This is a genomic window from Streptomyces sp. NPDC048258 (assembly GCF_043201995.1).
Taxonomy (GTDB): Bacteria; Actinomycetota; Actinomycetes; order Streptomycetales; family Streptomycetaceae; genus Streptomyces.
Window position 1 is genome coordinate 562,768 of sequence record NZ_JBICZH010000003.1, and the last position, 17,529, is coordinate 580,296.

Sequence of the window (17,529 nt, forward strand, 5' to 3'; positions counted from 1 at the left end):
GGGCTCAGGCCTCGACTTCGGCGGCCAGGTTGGCCAGCACGGTGTCGTAGATGCGGCCGAGGCCCTTGGGGGCGAAGGTGCGCTCGAAGAAGCCGCCGATGCCGCCGGCGCCGTTCCACACGGTGGTGACGACGGCCTTGGACTTGCCCTCACCGGCCGGGGTGACGATCCAGGTGGTGACCATGGAGGAGTTGCGGTCCTTCTCCACGAGCTGGCCGTCGGTGGGCTCACTGACCTCCAGCAGGCAGTCGCGTACGCGCTTGCTGGTGGCCTGGAGCTTCCAGTGGACGAGGGTTCCCTCGCCGTCGCCGCCCTCGCGCACCTCGTACTCGCTGAAGTGCTCGGGCAGCAGCTTCCCCCGGGTCCCGGTGTAGTCCGCCAGCGCGTCGAACACGGTCTCCGCGTCGGCCGCGATGATCCGCTCCGTGGTGGCCTCGACCTGCGCCATAGCTGTTCCTCCAGCAGTTGTGTCCGCTCGTCACGCCGAAGCCAACCACCTCCGGGGCGGGCGCCCAAATCCGGGGCGGACGTGACGGCGGACGCGGACGCGGAGCGCGTCCGTGGGGAGGGAAGATCCACCCCGCACGATCATGGGAACGTTTGTTCTATTCTCGGCCGGAGCTACCGAGGGAGGCGCTCATGCGCTGGGACAACCTGACCGAGGGCCCCACGGGTCCGACCGCGCTGTTCGGCGCCGACGCCGTCGTCACCCGCACCGTCGACACCCCCGAGTTCCGGGGGATCACCTTCCACGAGGTCCGGGCCCGCTCGATCGTCAACCGGGTGCCCGGCGCCTCGCGCATGCCGTTCGAATGGACGGTCAACCCCTACCGCGGCTGCAGCCACGCGTGCGTGTACTGCTTCGCCCGCAAGACCCACAGCTACCTCGACCTCGACACCGGCCTCGGATTCGACTCGCAGATCGTCGTGAAGACCAACGCCCCCGAGCTGCTGCGCCGCGAGCTCGGCTCGCGCCGCTGGACCGGCGCGCACATCGCCATGGGCACCAACGTCGACTGCTACCAGCGGGCCGAGGGCCGCTACCGGCTGATGCCCGGGATCATCGAGGCGCTGCGCGACCACTCGAACCCCTTCTCGATCCTCACCAAGGGCACGCTGATCCTGCGCGACCTCCCCCTCCTCCAGGAGGCCGCCGCGGTCACCGAGGTCGGGATCTCCGTCTCCGTCGGCTTCACCGACACCGCCCTGTGGCGGACCGTGGAGCCCGGCACGCCCTCCCCCGCCGCGCGGCTGCACGCCGTACGGACCCTGACGGACGCCGGAATCGAGTGCGGGGTGCTGATGGCCCCGGTCGTCCCCTTCCTCGGCGACGCCCCGGAGCAGCTGCGGGACACCGTCCGGGCCGTCGCCGAGTCCGGCGCCACCTCCGTGACACCCCTGGTACTCCATCTGCGGCCCGGGGCGCGCGAGTGGTTCACGGCCTGGCTGGGCGAGCACCATCCGCACCTCGTGGAGCGGTACGAGCGGATGTACGCGGGCGGCTCGTACGCGCCCACCTGGTACCAGCGACAGATCACCCGCCAAGTCCACGAGCTGGCGGCGGAATTCGGCATCGGCCCGAACGGCCGGGGAGCGGCCCGCCGGGTCACCGTTCCCGAGCGGCCGGTGCCCGCCGAGCCGACGCAGCTCACCCTCCTCTGACAACCCAGACCCCCTGAAGGGTCATCACATCGGGCCAATAGGCAGCGCAATCCCGCCTTCCGGTCGCGGTTTCCGGGACGATTCCGCCCAGAACCCTCGGCTGGGAGGCCCCATGCTGCACCCCTTGAAGAAGCGCGCCGCTGTCCTGCTGTCGATCTCCACCGTCGCCGCCGTCCTCGCGAGCCCGGTCACGGCCGCCCCGGCCGCCCCCGCGCCGAAGCAGGCGCCGCTGCGCTGGACCGACTGCGCGACCCCCCGCTACCCCACGCTCCAGTGCGCCTCCCTCAAGGTCCCCCTCGACCACGACCGGCCCACCGGGCGCCAGATCTCCCTCGCCCTGACCCGGGTCCCCCACACCGCCGCCACCTCGGCCGGCCCGCTGCTGGTCAACCCCGGCGGCCCGGGCGGCAGCGGCCGCGGCCTGGCGGGCTTCGTCGCGTCCGCCCTCCCCAAGGACGTGGCCTCCCGGTACGACGTGATCGGCTTCGACCCGCGGGGCGTCGGCAAGAGCGAGCCCGCGCTCGACTGCGCGGGCGGCCACTTCGCCCCCGTCCGGCCCGACTCCGTACCGCGCGACGCGGCCGGCGAGCAGGCCAACCTGGACCGGGTGCGGTCCTTCGCCGAGTCCTGCCAGGCCAAGCACGGGGACGTGCTGCCGCACGTCGGCACCGTCTCCGCCGCCCGCGACATCGAGGTGCTGCGCACGGCCCTCGGCGCGCAGCGGATCAGCTACTTCGGGTACTCGTACGGGACCTACCTGGGCGCGGTGTACGCCAAGCTCCACCCCGGCCGGGTCGACCGGCTCGTCCTGGACTCCGTGGTCGACCCGGGCGGGGTCTGGTACGAGGACAACCTGGCCCAGGACAAGGCGTTCGACTCCCGCCACAAGGCGTTCCTGGCCTGGGTGGCGAAGTACGACGCCACGTACCGGCTCGGCACCGACCCGGAGGAGGTCGAGGAGCGCTGGTACGCCGTGCGCGAGGAGCTGCGCGAGACGCCGGCGGGCGGCAAGGTGGGCCCGTCCGAGCTGGAGGACACCTTCATGCCGGGCGGCTACTACAACGGCTACTGGCCGACCCTGGCCGCGGCCTTCACGGCGTATGCGGAGGGGAAGGACCCGAAGCCGCTGGTGGCGGCGTACGAGCGGTTCGGCGCGGTGGAGCCCTCCGCGGGCAACGGGTACAGCGTCTACACCGCGGTGCAGTGCCGGGACTCGGCCTGGCCGAAGGACTGGAACCAGTGGCGCGCGGACATGTGGCGCACGCACGCCGCGGCGCCGTTCATGACCTGGAACAACGCCTGGTACAACGCCCCGTGCGCGTTCTGGCCCACGGAGCCGCTCCAGGCCCCGGACGTGACCAACGCCGATCTCCCGCCGGCCCTCCTGCTCCAGGCGACGGAGGACGCGGCGACCCCGTTCGGGGGCGCGCTCAGCATGCGGGAGAAGCTGAAGGGCTCTGCCCTGGTCGTCGAGGAGGGCGGCGGCAACCACGGCATCTCGCTGAGCGGCAACAAGTGCCTGGACGAGAAGGTCGCGGCGTACCTGAGGACGGGCAAGGCCGCGGACGCCACCTGCCCCGCCCAGGAGGCCCCGAAGCCGTCCGCGTCGACCCGTGCCGTTCCGCCCTCGGCGGGCGGGGCGGCCCTGCACGGCCTGCTGGGTTTCCGGGGCTGATCTTCACCGGGCAGGATTCCGCCCATGACCACTACGCCTGAGCACAGCCACCTCACCCGCGTCCACGCCCCGGAGGGCGTCAGTCCCGGTACCGGATTCAGCCATGTCGTCTGGGGCACCGGTCGGTTCGTCGCCGTCTCCGGCCAGTGCGCGTTCGACGAGAAGGGCGAGGTGGTCGGCGAGGGCGACGCCGCCGCCCAGGCCCGGCAGGTGTTCGAGAACCTGCGCCGGTGCCTGGCGGCGGCCGGGGCCACCTTCGACGACGTCGTGAAGCTGACCTACTTCGTGACGGACGTGGCCCACCTCCCGGCGGTACGGGCCGCCCGTGCGGCCGTCATCCCCGCGGACCGCGTGCCGGCCTCCTCGGCGGTCCAGGTCTCGGCCCTGGTCCGCCCCGAACTCCTGCTGGAGGTGGAGGCCTTCGCCGTCCTCCCGGACGACAGGGCCTAGCCGGGAGGGCCTGGGTCCTGTCCGGGCGATCTTCGCGGGCCCGCGCGGCCTGTACGAGCTGCGACGTCCCCCAGCTACCGCTGGGAGGTGCCCCCACCGCCTTGCGATGCACCGCACCAGACCACGCGGGCCGACCGACGAAGATCGCCCGGACAGGACCTAGCCGGGAGGGAGACCGCGCAGCGCGGCCGTCGCCGCCACCGCCAGGCGGGGGTGGGACTGGGCCCGCACCAGGACCTCGCGGGCGCGGGGGTCGGCCAGGGCGCCGAGGCCCTCGACGCAGGCCAGGGCGATCCGCCAGTACGGGTCGTGCGGGGACAGCAGCCGGGACAGGGTCGCCATCAGGGCCGGGGCCGACTCCGGGGCGCGCAGGGCGGTGAGCAGCCGGACGGGCTGGAGGGCGTAGGCGGTGCGCAGGCTGTTGGTGGCGAGGGCAGCGGCCGCGCGGGCGGTGCGCGGGTCGCCCAGTACGGCCAGCGCCTCGGCGGCGGCCGCGCAGCGCGGCGGGTCCCGGTGGTTGAGCAGCAGCACCAGCGACTCGAAGGCGCGGCGGTCCCCGGCCAGCCCCAGCCGGTACGCGGCGAGTTCGCGGGCCCACAGCGGCAGCCCGGCCGAGGTCAGGGAGGCCGCCAGGGCATCGGGGCCGGCCGCGAGCAGCGCCTCGTAGTCCGGCGACTGTCCGGCCTCCGCCCGCAGGCGCTCCAGCACGTCGTTCACCCGGCCACCCTAGGCGGGCGGGGCCGCCGCCACGGCCCGTTCGCAGCGATTGATGATCGATGATCGATGATCGGTACATTTGGGCGGTACAGGTCACATCTCCCCGCTCTGGCGGACCAGTTACCGACGGGTTACTGTCGCATCAACACGTACGAGGACGGCCTGGTGACGCAGCCGCCTCGTGCCAGTCGGTTCTGCACGACTCATCGCACCACCCACGGTGTGACCCCGGGACAGGGTCCGCCGCTTCCGCCCTCCGGGCACCTTCCCCAGGGCTCTCTTCCGCACGGTTCTCCGTACGGCATCCGCGCGCGCCGTGCGCCGCGCGCTCCCTCAGTCGTCACCCTCTTCCACTGGAGTCCCTCGATGGACCGTCCGTCCAGTCACCCCACCCTCCAGACCATCGCCGTCGTCGGCCTCGGCACGATGGGCACCGGCATCGCCGAGGTCCTCGCCCGTGCCGGCCGCGAGGTCATCGGCATCGACATCAGCGAAGCCGCCGCCCGCCGGGCCGCGGCCGCCCTCGCGGCGGCCACGGCGCGCTCCGTCAGCAGGGAGCTCCTCACGGAGCAGGAGCGGGCGGACGTGCTCGCCCGTTTCCGCACCTACTCCGACCTGGGCGCCGCCGCCGAGGCGGACCTCGTCATCGAGGTCGTGCCGGAGTCGTACGAGGTCAAGCAGCAGATGTTCCGCGAGCTGGACGCGATCGTCCGGCCCGACACGATCCTGGCCACCGGCACCAACGCCCTGTCGGTGACCCGCATGGCCGCCGAGTCCCTGCGCCCCGAGCGCGTGCTGGGCCTGCACTTCTTCAACCCGGCTCCGGCGATGAAGCTGGTCGAGATCGTCTCCTGCGTGCTGACCGCCCCGCCGGCCGTCGAGGCCGTCACCGAGCTGGCCCGCGAACTCGGCAAGGAGCCCGTCCCGGTCGGCGACCGCCCCGGTTTCGTCGCCGACGGCCTGCTGTTCGGCTACCTCAACCAGGCCGCCGCCATGTACGAGGCGAAGTACGCCTCCCGCGAGGACATCGACGCGGCGATGCGGCTCGGCTGCGGCCTGCCCATGGGCCCGCTCGCCCTGCTCGACCTGATCGGCGTGGACACCGCCCGCACCGTCCTGGAGGCCATGTACACCTCCTCGGGCGACCGCCTGCACGCGCCCGCCCCGATCCTGGGCCAGCTCGCCGAGGCCGGCCTGACCGGGCAGAAGTCCGGCCGCGGCTTCTACACGTACGAGGCTCCCGGCAGCTCGGTGATCGTCCGCGACCTGCAGAGCCCGCCGGACGGGTCCCTGCTCGGTGCGGGGCGCCCGGTCTCCTCGGTCGGCGTGGCCGGCTCGGGCACCATGGCGAGCGGCATCGCGCAGGTCTTCGCCCAGGCCGGCTACGACGTCGTCCTGGCCGCCCGCAGCCAGGAGAAGGCCGAGGCCGCGAAGGCCGCGATCGGCAAGTCCCTGGGCCGCGCCGTGGCCAAGGGCCGGCTGACGGACGAGGCCGCCACGCAGACCCTGGACCGGATCACCGCGGCGGGTTCGCTGGACGCCTTCGCCGACGTGGACCTGGCCGTGGAGGCGGTGGCCGAGGACCTGGCAGTCAAGCAGGAGCTGTTCGCGGCCCTGGACAAGGTCTGCAAGCCGGGTGCCGTGCTGGCGACGACCACCTCCTCGCTGCCGGTGATCGCGGTGGCCCGCGTGACCTCGCGCCCGCAGGACGTGATCGGCATGCACTTCTTCAACCCGGCCCCGGCGATGAAGCTGGTCGAGATCGTCCGCACGGTCCTGACCGCCGACGACGTGCACGCCACGGTCCGCGAGGTCTGCGTCAAGGTCCGCAAGCACCCGGTGGACTGCGGGGACCGGGCCGGCTTCATCGTGAACGCGCTGCTGTTCCCGTACCTCAACAACGCGATCAAGATGGTCGAGCAGCACTACGCCGGCATCGACGAGATCGACGCGGCGATGAAGCTGGGCGGCGGCTACCCGATGGGGCCCTTCGAGCTCCTGGACGTGGTCGGCCTGGACGTCTCCCTGGCGATCGAGAAGGTCCTCCACAAGGAGTTCCGCGACCCGGGCCTGGCCCCGTCCCCGCTGCTGGAGCACCTGGTGGCGGCGGGCTGCCTGGGCCGGAAGACCGGCCGCGGATTCCGTGAGTACGCCCGCCGGTAACCCCCGGCCGGGCCACGAGCCGGATGCGTGGGGAGGGCTCCTCGGGCCCGCCGGACCCTCACGGCGGGCAAACCCTCCCGGCGAGCACTGTGTGCCCAGTGCCTGCCCTCCCCCGCATCCACCCCTGTCCCACCCCCCTCAGGCGCGCTCCGCTGCGCAAATGAAGTACGTTCGCTCTATGTCCCAGCCCGCCAAGACCTCGCCCCGCACCGCCACGGCCCCCGACGCCCAAGAGAGCACGGCCGGCACCAAGGCGGCCGCGCAGCGGCTCAAGATGCGCCGCGAGCTCGCCGCGGCCGCGATGGAGCTGTTCGCGACCAAGGGGTACGAGGCGACGACGGTCGACGAGATCGCCGCGACCGCCGGGGTGGCGCGCCGGACCTTCTTCCGGCACTTCCGGTCCAAGGAAGAGGCGATCTTCCCGGACCACGACGACACCCTGACGCGGGCCGAGGCCGTCCTGGACGCGGCCCCGGCACACGAGCACCCGCTCGACACGGTGTGCCGCGGGATCAAGGAAGTCATGAAGATGTACGCCGCCTCGCCCGCGGTGTCGGTGGAGCGCTACCGGCTGACGCGCGAGGTGCCGGCGCTGCGGGAGCGGGAGATCGCCTCGGTGGCCCGGTACGAGCGGCTGTTCACCCGCTACCTGCTGGCCCACTTCGACGAGCAGGACCACCACGACGGCAACGACGACCCGCTGCTGGCCGAGGTGGCCGCGTCCGCGGTGGTCACCGCCCACAACCACGTGCTGCGGCGCTGGCTGCGGGCGGGCGGCCAGGGGGACGTGGAGGCGCAGCTGGACCACGCCTTCTCGATCGTGCGCAAGACGTTCGGCACGGGGATCGGCGCGGGCCGCACGCTGAGCACGGCGTCGGCCCCGCCGGCGGAGGTCCGTACGCAGGGCGAGGTGCTCGTGGCGGTGGCCCGGACGGACGCCCCGCTGGACGAGGTCATGCGGACCATCGAAGAGGCGCTGCGCAACAAGTAGCCACACGTAGCGACAAGCATCACAGCGGCCGCTCCCGTACCGGGGGCGGCCGCTTCCGTTTGTCCAGCTTGCCCCTACTCGCAGGTAACTCTGATCGATCATCGCTCAAACATGCAGGTCAATAGGCAAATGAGAGAAAGTTTTGGCACGCGGTGCCTTGCTGAGTGACACCGCGTGCCATACGTTGAATCTTGTCCGGATGTCCCCGCGGCCCACGCCCACTCGGCACGGAACGCGCCCCGGATGCCTGCGTCACCAGGCCCCGCACGCCCCACCACAGGCGTCGCCCAGCACCACCGCACCAGCCGGACCGACGGCACCTCGCAGCACCACCCACACGCACCCACGCACGCAACGCGTATCCCCCAGCGCACCCTCATCAGCGCTAAGCCGGAGGCTCTACCGTGAAGGACATCCTGGACGCGATCCAGTCGCAGGCCGCGACGGCCGCCGACTTCGCCGCCATGCCGCTCCCCGACTCGTACCGCGCGATCACCGTGCACAAGGACGAGACGGAGATGTTCGCCGGGCTCACCACCCGCGAGAAGGACCCGCGCAAGTCCCTGCACCTGGACCAGGTCCCGGTGCCGGAGCTCGGCCCGGGCGAAGCCCTGGTGGCCGTCATGGCCTCCTCGGTCAACTACAACTCCGTGTGGACCTCGATCTTCGAGCCGGTGTCCACCTTCAGCTTCCTCGAGCGCTACGGACGCCTGTCCGAGCTCACCAAGCGCCACGACCTCCCGTACCACATCATCGGCTCCGACCTCGCGGGCGTCGTGCTGCGCACCGGCCCCGGCGTCAACGCGTGGAAGCCGGGCGACGAGGTCGTCGCGCACTGCCTCTCGGTCGAGCTGGAGTCCTCCGACGGCCACAACGACACGATGCTCGACCCCGAGCAGCGCATCTGGGGCTTCGAGACGAACTTCGGCGGCCTCGCGGAGATCGCCCTCGTCAAGTCCAACCAGCTGATGCCGAAGCCCGGCCACCTGAGCTGGGAGGAGGCCGCCTCCCCCGGTCTGGTCAACTCCACCGCCTACCGCCAGCTGGTCTCCCGCAACGGCGCCGGCATGAAGCAGGGCGACAACGTCCTGATCTGGGGCGCGAGCGGCGGGCTCGGCTCGTACGCCACCCAGTTCGCCCTCGCCGGCGGCGCCAACCCGATCTGCGTGGTCTCCAGCCCCGAGAAGGCGGACATCTGCCGCGCGATGGGCGCGGAGGCGGTCATCGACCGCAACGCCGAGGGCTACAAGTTCTGGAAGGACGAGCACACCCAGGACCCGAAGGAGTGGAAGCGCTTCGGCAAGCGCATCCGCGAGCTGACCGGCGGCGAGGACGTGGACATCGTCTTCGAGCACCCGGGCCGCGAGACCTTCGGCGCCTCGGTCTACGTCACCCGCAAGGGCGGCACGATCGTCACCTGCGCCTCGACCTCGGGCTACAACCACGAGTACGACAACCGCTACCTGTGGATGTCCCTCAAGAGGATCGTCGGCTCGCACTTCGCGAACTACCGCGAGGCGTGGGAGGCCAACCGCCTGGTGGCCAAGGGCAAGATCCACCCCACCCTGTCGAAGGTCTACTCCCTGGAGGAGACCGGCCAGGCCGCCTACGACGTCCACCGCAACCTCCACCAGGGCAAGGTCGGCGTCCTCGCGCTGGCCCCCGAGGAGGGCCTGGGCGTCCGCGACCACGAGCTGCGCGCCCAGCACCTCGACGCCATCAACCGCTTCCGCAACATCTAAGGGCCAAAGGGACAGCCTGAGATGACAGAGCGCCAGAAGGACCGTCCGTGGCTCATGCGGACGTACGCCGGCCACTCCACGGCCGAGGCGTCCAACGAGCTGTACCGCCGCAACCTCGCCAAGGGCCAGACCGGCCTGTCGGTCGCGTTCGACCTTCCGACGCAGACCGGCTACGACCCCGACCACATCCTCGCCCGCGGCGAGGTGGGCCGGGTCGGGGTCCCGGTCTCCCATCTGGGCGACATGCGGCGGCTGTTCCAGGACATCCCCCTGGAGCAGATGAACACCTCGATGACGATCAACGCCACCGCCATGTGGCTGCTGGCGCTCTACCAGGTGGCCGCCGAGGAGCAGGGCGCGGACGTCTCCCAGCTCCAGGGCACCACCCAGAACGACATCGTCAAGGAGTACCTCTCCCGCGGGACGCACGTCTTCCCGCCGGGGCCGTCCCTCCGCCTGACGACGGACATGATCGCGTACACGGTCAACCACATCCCGAAGTGGAACCCGATCAACATCTGCAGCTACCACCTGCAGGAGGCCGGGGCCACCCCGGTCCAGGAGATCTCGTACGCGATGTCCACCGCGATCGCGGTGCTGGACTCGGTGCGCGACTCGGGCCAGGTGCCCGAGGAGCGCTTCGGCGAGGTGGTCGCCCGTATCTCCTTCTTCGTGAACGCGGGCGTCCGCTTCATCGAGGAGATGTGCAAGATGCGCGCCTTCGGCCGCATCTGGGACAAGGTCACCCGCGAGCGCTACGGCATCGAGAACGAGAAGCAGCGCCGCTTCCGGTACGGCGTCCAGGTCAACTCCCTGGGCCTGACCGAGGCGCAGCCGGAGAACAACGTCCAGCGCATCGTGCTGGAGATGCTGGCCGTCACCCTCTCCAAGGACGCCCGCGCCCGCGCGGTGCAGCTGCCCGCCTGGAACGAGGCGCTGGGTCTGCCCCGGCCCTGGGACCAGCAGTGGTCGCTGCGCATCCAGCAGGTCCTCGCCCACGAGAGCGACCTGCTGGAGTACGAGGACATCTTCGCCGGGTCCCACGTCATCGAAGCCAAAGTCGACTCCCTGCTCGCCGACTGCCTGGCCGAGATCGACCGGATCCAGGAGATGGGCGGCGCGATGGCGGCCGTCGAGTCCGGGTACCTGAAGTCCCAGCTGGTCTCCTCGCACGCCGAGCGGCGGGCGCGGATCGAGGCCGGCGAGGACAAGATCGTCGGTGTCAACTGCTTCCAGCAGACCGAGGAGAACCCGCTCACGGCCGACCTGGACGGCGCCATCATGACGGTGGACCCGGCGGTGGAGGCGCTCACCGTCGAGCGCATCGGCCGCTGGCGGGCCGAGCGGCAGGAGTCCTCGGACCGGCAGGGGAACGGCGATCCGTTCGTCTTCCCCACCACCCGGCAGGCCCTGGAGCGTCTGAAGGAGGCCGCGGCGGGGACCGAGAACCTGATGGAGGCCACCCTGGAGTGCGCCCGGGCGGGTGTCACCACCGGCGAGTGGTCGAGCGCGCTGCGCGAGGTGTTCGGCGAGTTCCGCGCCCCGACCGGGGTCTCCTCGGCCCCGGTGGCGGTCACCGCCGAGCCCGGTACGCCGATGCACGAGGTCCGCGAGAAGGTGTCCCGTACGGCCGACGAGCTCGGCTCGGGGCGGCTGCGCCTGCTGGTCGGCAAGCCCGGCCTGGACGGGCACTCCAACGGCGCCGAGCAGATAGCCGTGCGGGCCCGCGACGCCGGCTTCGAGGTGGTCTACCAGGGCATCCGGCTGACTCCCGAGGAGATCTCCTCCGCGGCGCTGGCCGAGGACGTGCACTGCGTGGGACTGTCCATCCTGTCCGGATCCCACAGCGCACTCGTCCCGGATGTCCTCGAACGCCTGCGCGCGGCGGGGGCGGGTGACATTCCCGTCATCGTCGGAGGCATCATTCCGAACGCGGATGCCGTGACACTCAAGGCGGCCGGTGTCGCCGCCGTCTTCACGCCGAAGGACTTCGGCATCACGGAGATCATCGGCCGTATCGTCGACGAGATCCGCAAGGCCAACAAGCTCGACCCCCTTCACAACACCGCAAACCTTGCAAGCACGGAGGTCCCCGCATGACCACGCCCGTCCACCCGGTCAACCGTCTTCGCCCGCGTCGCTCCTGCCTCGCGGTCCCGGGTTCGAACCCGCGCTTCCTGGAGAAGGCCCAGGGCCTGCCGGCCGACCAGGTCTTCCTGGACCTGGAGGACGCCTGCGCGCCGCTCGCCAAGGAAGGCGCCCGCCACACGATCGTGGACGCGCTGAACAACGGCGACTGGACGGGCAAGACCCGGGTCGTGCGGGTCAACGACTGGACCACGCACTGGACGTACCGCGACGTCGTCACGGTCGTCGAGGGCGCCGGCCCGAACCTCGACTGCATCATGCTGCCGAAGGTCCAGGACGCCCAGCAGGTCGTGGCCCTCGACCTCCTGCTGACCCAGATCGAGAAGACGATGGGCTTCGAGGTCGGCAAGATCGGCATCGAGGCGCAGATCGAGAACGCCAAGGGCCTGGTGAACGTCGACGAGATCGCCGCCGCCTCCCCCCGGCTGGAGACGATCATCTTCGGCCCGGCCGACTTCATGGCCTCGATCAACATGAAGTCCCTGGTCGTGGGCATGCAGCCGCCCGGTTACGGCGCGGACGCCTACCACTACATCCTGATGCGGATCCTGATGGCGGCCCGCATGCACAACCTCCAGGCGATCGACGGCCCCTTCCTCCAGATCCGCGACGTGGACGCGTACCGCGAGGTGGCCGGCCGGGCGGCGGCGCTGGGCTTCGACGGCAAGTGGGTACTGCACCCCGGCCAGGTCGACGCGGCCAACGAGGTCTTCTCCCCCTCGCAGGAGGACTACGACCACGCCGAGCTGATCCTCGACGCGTACGACTGGTGCACCTCCGAGGCGGGCGGCAAGAAGGGCTCGGCGATGCTCGGCGACGAGATGATCGACGAGGCCAGCCGCAAGATGGCCCTGGTCATCGCGGGCAAGGGCAGGGCCGCCGGCATGCAGCGCACCAGCAAGTTCGAGATCCCGGAGGCCTAGGACCATGCAGTTCGGACGCACGTACGAAGAGTTCGAGGTCGGGGCGGTCTACAAGCACTGGCCCGGGAAGACGGTCACGGAGTACGACGACCACCTCTTCTGTCTGTTGACCATGAACCACCACCCGCTCCACATGGACAGCAACTACGCCGAGAACACCACCGACTTCGGCAAGAACGTTGTCGTGGGCAACTACATTTACTCGCTGCTGCTCGGCATGTCCGTGCCGGACGTCTCCGGGAAGGCCATCGCCAACCTGGAGATCGAGTCCCTGCGGCACGTGGCGCCGACCTTCCACGGCGACACCATCTACGGCGAGACCACGGTCCTCGACAAGACCCCGTCGAAGTCGAAGAACGACCGCGGCATCGTCTACGTGGAGACCAAGGGCTACAAGCAGGACGGCACCCTCGTCTGCGTCTTCCGGCGCAAGGTGATGGTCCCGACCGAGACGTACATCAAGGAGCGCGGCGGCGAGCAGCCCGGCCGCCCGCAGCTGAAGGAACAGGGGAAGTAGCCATGGCCCGACTCGCCCAGACCGCCGGGCTCACGGACGTCCAGCGGGAGATCCTCAAGACCGTCCGGGAGTTCGTCGACAAGGAGATCATCCCGGTCGCGACCGAGCTGGAGCACCGCGACGAGTACCCGCAAGCGATCGTCGACGGCCTCAAGGAGCTCGGCCTCTTCGGCCTGATGATCCCGGAGGAGTACGGCGGCCTGGGTGAGTCGCTCCTCACCTACGCCCTGTGCGTCGAGGAGATAGCGCGGGGCTGGATGTCCGTCTCGGGCATCATCAACACGCACTTCATCGTGGCGTACATGCTCAAGCAGCACGGCACGCAGGAGCAGAAGGACTACTTCCTCCCGCGCATGGCGCTGGGCGAGGTGCGCGGCGCGTTCTCGATGTCCGAGCCGGGCCTGGGCTCCGATGTGTCGGCCATCACGTCCAAGGCGGTGAAGGACGGCGACGAGTACGTCCTGAACGGCCAGAAGATGTGGCTGACCAACGGCGGCACGTCCACTCTGGTGGCCGTCCTCGTCCGAAGTGACGAAGGACACCCGGAGGGCACCGCGCCCCACAAGTCGATGACGACCTTCCTCGTGGAGAAGGAGCCGGGCTTCGGCGAGGTCCGTCCGGGCCTGACCATCCCGGGCAAGATCGACAAGATGGGCTACAAGGGCGTCGACACGACCGAGCTCATCATGGACGGACTGCGCATTCCGGCCAATCGGGTCCTCGGCGGCGAGACCGGCCGAGGGTTTTACCAAATGATGGACGGGGTCGAGGTCGGCCGCGTCAACGTGGCGGCCCGTGGCTGTGGTGTCGCTCAGCGTGCATTCGAACTGGGTGTCTCTTATGCCCAGCAACGTCACACTTTCGGCAAAGCCATCGCCGAGCACCAGGCCATCCAGTTCAAGCTGGCCGAGATGGCTACCAAGGTCGAAGCCGCCCATGCGATGATGGTGAACGCAGCACGCAAAAAGGACTCCGGGGAACGAAACGACCTCGAATCAGGGATGGCGAAGTACCTCGCCTCCGAGTACTGCAAGGAGGTGGTGGAGGACGCCTTCCGTATCCATGGCGGGTACGGATTCTCGAAGGAGTACGAGATCGAGCGTCTCTACCGGGAGGCTCCGATGCTGCTGATCGGTGAAGGTACCGCCGAGATCCAGAAAATGATCATCGGGCGACGCCTGCTTGAGGAGTACCGACTCCAGGGCTGAAAGTACCTTTTGCGGCGAATCATCCACTGATTCGTCGCAAAAGAGTCACTAGCAGTCACTGGCTGACGGCCATCGACTCGGCTTCTGGCTTGCCCAGTTGTTGCGCGCAACCGATAGCATTCCAGTAAAGCCGCCGTCCCGTCCCCCTGTTTGCGGCGCGGCAATCACCCGCTACGAAGGTCATCCATGCCCCACAGCCAAACCTCTGCACCTCGCGACAGCCTCCTTGGCGTACGCCTCGCGCGCGGAGCATCGCCGTGGCTTCTGCCGACCGTCGCCGCCGCGGCGCTCAGCCTCACCCGGGCTCGCAAGTCCGGGCGCTGGGCCGCGGCGGCCGTGCCCGCCACCGCGCTCGCGGCGGGCATGCTGTGGTTCTTCCGCGACCCCGAGCGTGAGATCGCTCAGGGCCGTGTCATCTCGCCCGCCGACGGTGTGGTGCAGAGCATCATGCCGTGGAAGGACGGGCGGACCCGGGTCGCGATCTTCATGAGCCCGCTGAACGTCCACGTCAACCGTGCGCCCCTCGCGGGCACGGTGACGTCCGTGGAGCACATCCCCGGCGGATTCGTCCCGGCGTTCAACAAGGAGAGCGAGAACAACGAGCGCGTTGTCTGGCACTTCGACACCGAGCTCGGTGACATCGAGATGGTGCAGATCGCCGGTGCCGTGGCCCGCCGCATCGTCCCGTACCTGCCGGCCGGCACCAAGGTCGAGCAGGGCGAGCGCATCGGTCTGATCCGCTTCGGCTCCCGCGTCGACATCTACCTCCCCGAGGGTGTCGAGGTCGCGGTCGAGGTCGGTCAGGCCACCACCGCGGGGGTGACCCGAATTGACCGTGACTGACCCTGAGACTCCCGCCACAGGCTGGGTTCCCGAACCTGCCGAGGAGGAGTCCGCCGAGGACGACATGCCGCTCTCGCTGCGGCTGTCGATAGCGGACACCCTCACCCTCGGCAACGCGACGTGCGGATTCATGGCGGTGTACTTCACCACCACCGGAATCCTCATCCCGCACCTCACCGGCAGCGGCGAGTCGGGCATGGCCCGGCACAGCGCGGCGACCGCGGTGATACTGATGCTGCTCGCGGCGGTCTTCGACCTCTTCGACGGCATCGTGGCCCGCAAGCTGCGCAGCTCGCCGATGGGCGCCGAGCTGGACAACCTGTCCGACCTGATCAGCTTCGGGCTGGCGCCGGCGTACTTCGTGCTCGTCTACGGCATGGTCGCCGACGACGCACACCAGAAGATGTCGGCACTGGCCGCGATCGTGGTCCTCCTCGCCGTCGTCCTGCGACTCGCGAGATTCAGCTGCGTGACGATGAAGGACGGCATGTTCCAGGGCATGCCGAGCCCCTTCGGGGCGCTGACGGTCGTGTCCATCGTCCTTCTGGAGCTCCCCTTCGTCCCGACCCTGCTGGCGATCGTCGGCGTGGCCTGGCTGATGGTGAGCCGGGTCGAGTACCCCAAGCCGCGGGGTGTCCTCGCGGTGGCGATGCTCAGCTGGATCGTCGGGGCGATGGGGCTGCTGGCGGCCTGGGCGTTCGACGCCCCGGGCGGTCAGCTGCTGCTCCAGACCGGCTGCGCCCTGCAGATCGCTCTGGCCGCGACCATTCCGCTGTTCGCGACGACCCGGCGGGCGAACACCTTCCGGCACAACCGCCGCGAGGCCCGCGCCACGCTGCGCTAGCCGCACCCGAGTACCTGGGAGGGCCCTGGACGCCACTGGCATCCGGGGCCCTCTCCCCTTTCCGGGACCCGGCCCGCCCGACCCCCGGGGTCGGTAGGCTTGATGTCGGAAAACCGCCAGCCGTGGGGGGTTCCGGCCCGGATCCTGGAGCCATGCACACCGACACCGAGCGCTGCGTCAGAGCCGTGCAGTCGAAGGACGCCCGCTTCGACGGCTGGTTCTTCACCGCCGTCCTGACCACCCGGATCTACTGCCGGCCCAGCTGCCCCGCCGTGCCCCCCAAGGTCGAGAACATGACCTTCCTGCCCAGCGCCGCCGCCTGCCAGCAGGCCGGCTTCCGGGCCTGCAAGCGGTGCCGGCCCGACACCAGCCCAGGATCACCCGAGTGGAACGCACGGGCCGACGCCGTCGCACGGGCGATGCGGCTGATCCAGGACGGGGTCGTCGACCGCGAGGGCGTGCCCGGCCTCGCCACCCGCCTGGGGTACTCGACCCGGCAGGTCGAGCGCCAGCTCAACGCCGAGCTCGGGGCCGGTCCGCTCGCCCTGGCAAGGGCCCAGCGCGCCCAGACCGCCCGGCTGCTCATCGAGACCTCCGAACTCCCGATGGGCGACGTGGCCTTCGCCGCCGGGTTCTCCTCCATCCGCACCTTCAACGACACCGTCCGCGAGGTCTTCGCCCTCGCCCCGAGCGAGCTGCGGGAGCGGGCGGTGAAGGCCAGCCGCCACAAGAACGCCCAGCCCCGCATCCCCGGGACGATCAGCCTCCGGCTGCCGTTCCGCACCCCCCTCAACCCGGACAACCTGTTCGGGCACCTCGCCGCCACCGCCGTCCCCGGCGTCGAGGAGTGGCGCGACGGCGCCTACCGCCGCACCCTGCGCCTGCCCCACGGCACCGGCGTCGTCGCGCTGACCCCGCAGCCCGACCACATCGGCTGCCGCCTCGCCCTGACCGACCTGCGCGACCTGACCATCGCCATCAGCCGCTGCCGCTGGATGCTCGACCTCGACGCCGACCCGGAGGCGGTCGACGAGCAGCTGCGCTCCGACCCGCTGCTGGCCCCGCTGGTGGACAAGGCTCCCGGGCGCCGGGTGCCCCGTACGGTCGACGCGGCCGAGTTCGCCGTACGCGCGGTCCTCGGCCAGCAGGTGTCCACCGCGGCGGCGCGCACGCACGCGGCCCGGCTGGTCACCGCGTACGGCGAGCCGGTGGAGGACCCGCTGGGCGGGCTGACCCGTCTCTTCCCCTCCCCGCAGGCGCTCGCCGGGCTGGACCCGGAGTCCCTGGCCATGCCGCGCAGCCGGCGCGCCACGTTCACCACCCTGGTCTCGGCGCTGGCCGACGGTTCGCTGCCGCTCGGCATCGACAGCGACTGGGAGGCGGCGCGGACCCAGCTGTCGGCGCTGCCCGGCTTCGGCCCGTGGACCACCGAGATCATCGCGATGCGGGCGCTCGGCGACCCGGACGCGTTCCTGCCGTCCGACCTGGGCGTCCGGCGGGCCGCGCGGGGGCTCGGGCTGCCGTCCACGCCCTCGGCGCTGACCGCCCGGGCGGCCGGCTGGCGGCCCTGGCGCGCGTACGCCGTGCAGTACCTGTGGGCCACGGACTCCCACCCCATCAACCACCTGCCCGCCTGAGGAGCACGA

The 17,529-nt window shown here is 70.6% G+C and carries 15 protein-coding genes; 13 read left to right on the forward strand and 2 right to left on the reverse strand.

Annotated elements, in window-relative coordinates:
- Nucleotides 1-4: 4 nt before the first annotated feature.
- Nucleotides 5-448 (reverse strand): SRPBCC family protein, encoded by a 444-nt coding sequence (locus tag ACGFYQ_RS10085; protein WP_393741892.1) that lies wholly within the window; start codon nucleotides 446-448, stop codon nucleotides 5-7.
- Nucleotides 449-639: 191 nt separating this feature from the next.
- Here ACGFYQ_RS10085 and ACGFYQ_RS10090 point away from each other — a divergent pair, with 191 nt between their 5' ends.
- From ACGFYQ_RS10090 to ACGFYQ_RS10100, 3 genes are all read left to right on the forward strand, one after another.
- Complete coding sequence (locus tag ACGFYQ_RS10090) at nucleotides 640-1,662, forward strand: Rv2578c family radical SAM protein (protein ID WP_393741894.1); 1,023 nt, start codon at nucleotides 640-642, stop codon at nucleotides 1,660-1,662.
- Between the two features lie 112 nt (nucleotides 1,663-1,774).
- A complete protein-coding gene (locus ACGFYQ_RS10095) occupies nucleotides 1,775-3,337 on the forward strand; it encodes an alpha/beta hydrolase (RefSeq protein ID WP_393741896.1) in 1,563 nt (520 codons plus the stop codon).
- Between the two features lie 24 nt (nucleotides 3,338-3,361).
- Entirely contained in the window at nucleotides 3,362-3,787 is a 426-nt protein-coding gene (locus ACGFYQ_RS10100; protein WP_393741898.1) for a RidA family protein, read from the forward strand.
- Between the two features lie 159 nt (nucleotides 3,788-3,946).
- Here the strand turns inward: ACGFYQ_RS10100 and ACGFYQ_RS10105 are convergent, their stop codons facing one another.
- The gene (locus ACGFYQ_RS10105; protein ID WP_393741900.1) at nucleotides 3,947-4,504 is read right to left on the reverse strand and encodes an adenylosuccinate lyase; all 558 of its coding nucleotides are present in this window, start codon (nucleotides 4,502-4,504) and stop codon (nucleotides 3,947-3,949) included.
- Nucleotides 4,505-4,870: 366 nt separating this feature from the next.
- On the opposite strand from ACGFYQ_RS10105, the gene ACGFYQ_RS10110 reads away from it, so the two are divergent.
- The 10 genes from ACGFYQ_RS10110 to ACGFYQ_RS10155 all read left to right on the forward strand — a co-directional run bounded on the left by ACGFYQ_RS10110 (nucleotide 4,871) and on the right by ACGFYQ_RS10155 (nucleotide 17,520).
- Nucleotides 4,871-6,667 carry a 3-hydroxyacyl-CoA dehydrogenase family protein gene (locus ACGFYQ_RS10110; protein ID WP_393741902.1) on the forward strand — a complete coding sequence of 599 codons (1,797 nt, stop codon included), beginning with the start codon at nucleotides 4,871-4,873 and terminating at the stop codon, nucleotides 6,665-6,667.
- 178 nt (nucleotides 6,668-6,845) lie between these two features.
- Nucleotides 6,846-7,658, forward strand: coding sequence for a TetR family transcriptional regulator (locus ACGFYQ_RS10115; protein WP_393741904.1), 813 nt, complete (start codon nucleotides 6,846-6,848; stop codon nucleotides 7,656-7,658).
- A gap of 404 nt (nucleotides 7,659-8,062) precedes the next feature.
- Nucleotides 8,063-9,400: a crotonyl-CoA carboxylase/reductase gene (gene ccrA, locus ACGFYQ_RS10120; RefSeq protein WP_393741906.1), complete on the forward strand. Its 1,338-nt coding sequence runs from the start codon at nucleotides 8,063-8,065 to the stop codon at nucleotides 9,398-9,400.
- A 21-nt stretch (nucleotides 9,401-9,421) separates the two neighbouring features.
- A complete protein-coding gene (locus ACGFYQ_RS10125) occupies nucleotides 9,422-11,500 on the forward strand; it encodes a protein meaA (protein WP_393741908.1) in 2,079 nt (692 codons plus the stop codon).
- Entirely contained in the window at nucleotides 11,497-12,471 is a 975-nt protein-coding gene (locus ACGFYQ_RS10130) for an HpcH/HpaI aldolase/citrate lyase family protein (protein WP_393741910.1), read from the forward strand. The genes ACGFYQ_RS10125 and ACGFYQ_RS10130 overlap by 4 nt, the downstream gene beginning before the upstream one ends.
- Nucleotides 12,472-12,475: 4 nt before the next feature.
- The gene (locus ACGFYQ_RS10135) at nucleotides 12,476-12,988 is read left to right on the forward strand and encodes a MaoC family dehydratase (RefSeq protein ID WP_030155134.1); all 513 of its coding nucleotides are present in this window, start codon (nucleotides 12,476-12,478) and stop codon (nucleotides 12,986-12,988) included.
- Nucleotides 12,989-12,990: 2 nt separating this feature from the next.
- Entirely contained in the window at nucleotides 12,991-14,196 is a 1,206-nt protein-coding gene (locus ACGFYQ_RS10140; RefSeq protein WP_393741913.1) for an acyl-CoA dehydrogenase family protein, read from the forward strand.
- Between the two features lie 186 nt (nucleotides 14,197-14,382).
- Nucleotides 14,383-15,039, forward strand: coding sequence for a phosphatidylserine decarboxylase (locus tag ACGFYQ_RS10145; protein WP_393741915.1), 657 nt, complete (start codon nucleotides 14,383-14,385; stop codon nucleotides 15,037-15,039).
- On the forward strand, nucleotides 15,026-15,883 hold the full coding sequence (gene pssA / locus ACGFYQ_RS10150) for a CDP-diacylglycerol--serine O-phosphatidyltransferase (protein ID WP_393741917.1): 858 nt from the start codon (nucleotides 15,026-15,028) through the stop codon (nucleotides 15,881-15,883). Before ACGFYQ_RS10145 ends, pssA begins: the two co-directional genes overlap by 14 nt.
- Nucleotides 15,884-16,035: 152 nt before the next feature.
- The gene (locus tag ACGFYQ_RS10155) at nucleotides 16,036-17,520 is read left to right on the forward strand and encodes an AlkA N-terminal domain-containing protein (protein ID WP_393741919.1); all 1,485 of its coding nucleotides are present in this window, start codon (nucleotides 16,036-16,038) and stop codon (nucleotides 17,518-17,520) included.
- The last annotated feature ends 9 nt before the right edge of the window (nucleotides 17,521-17,529 follow it).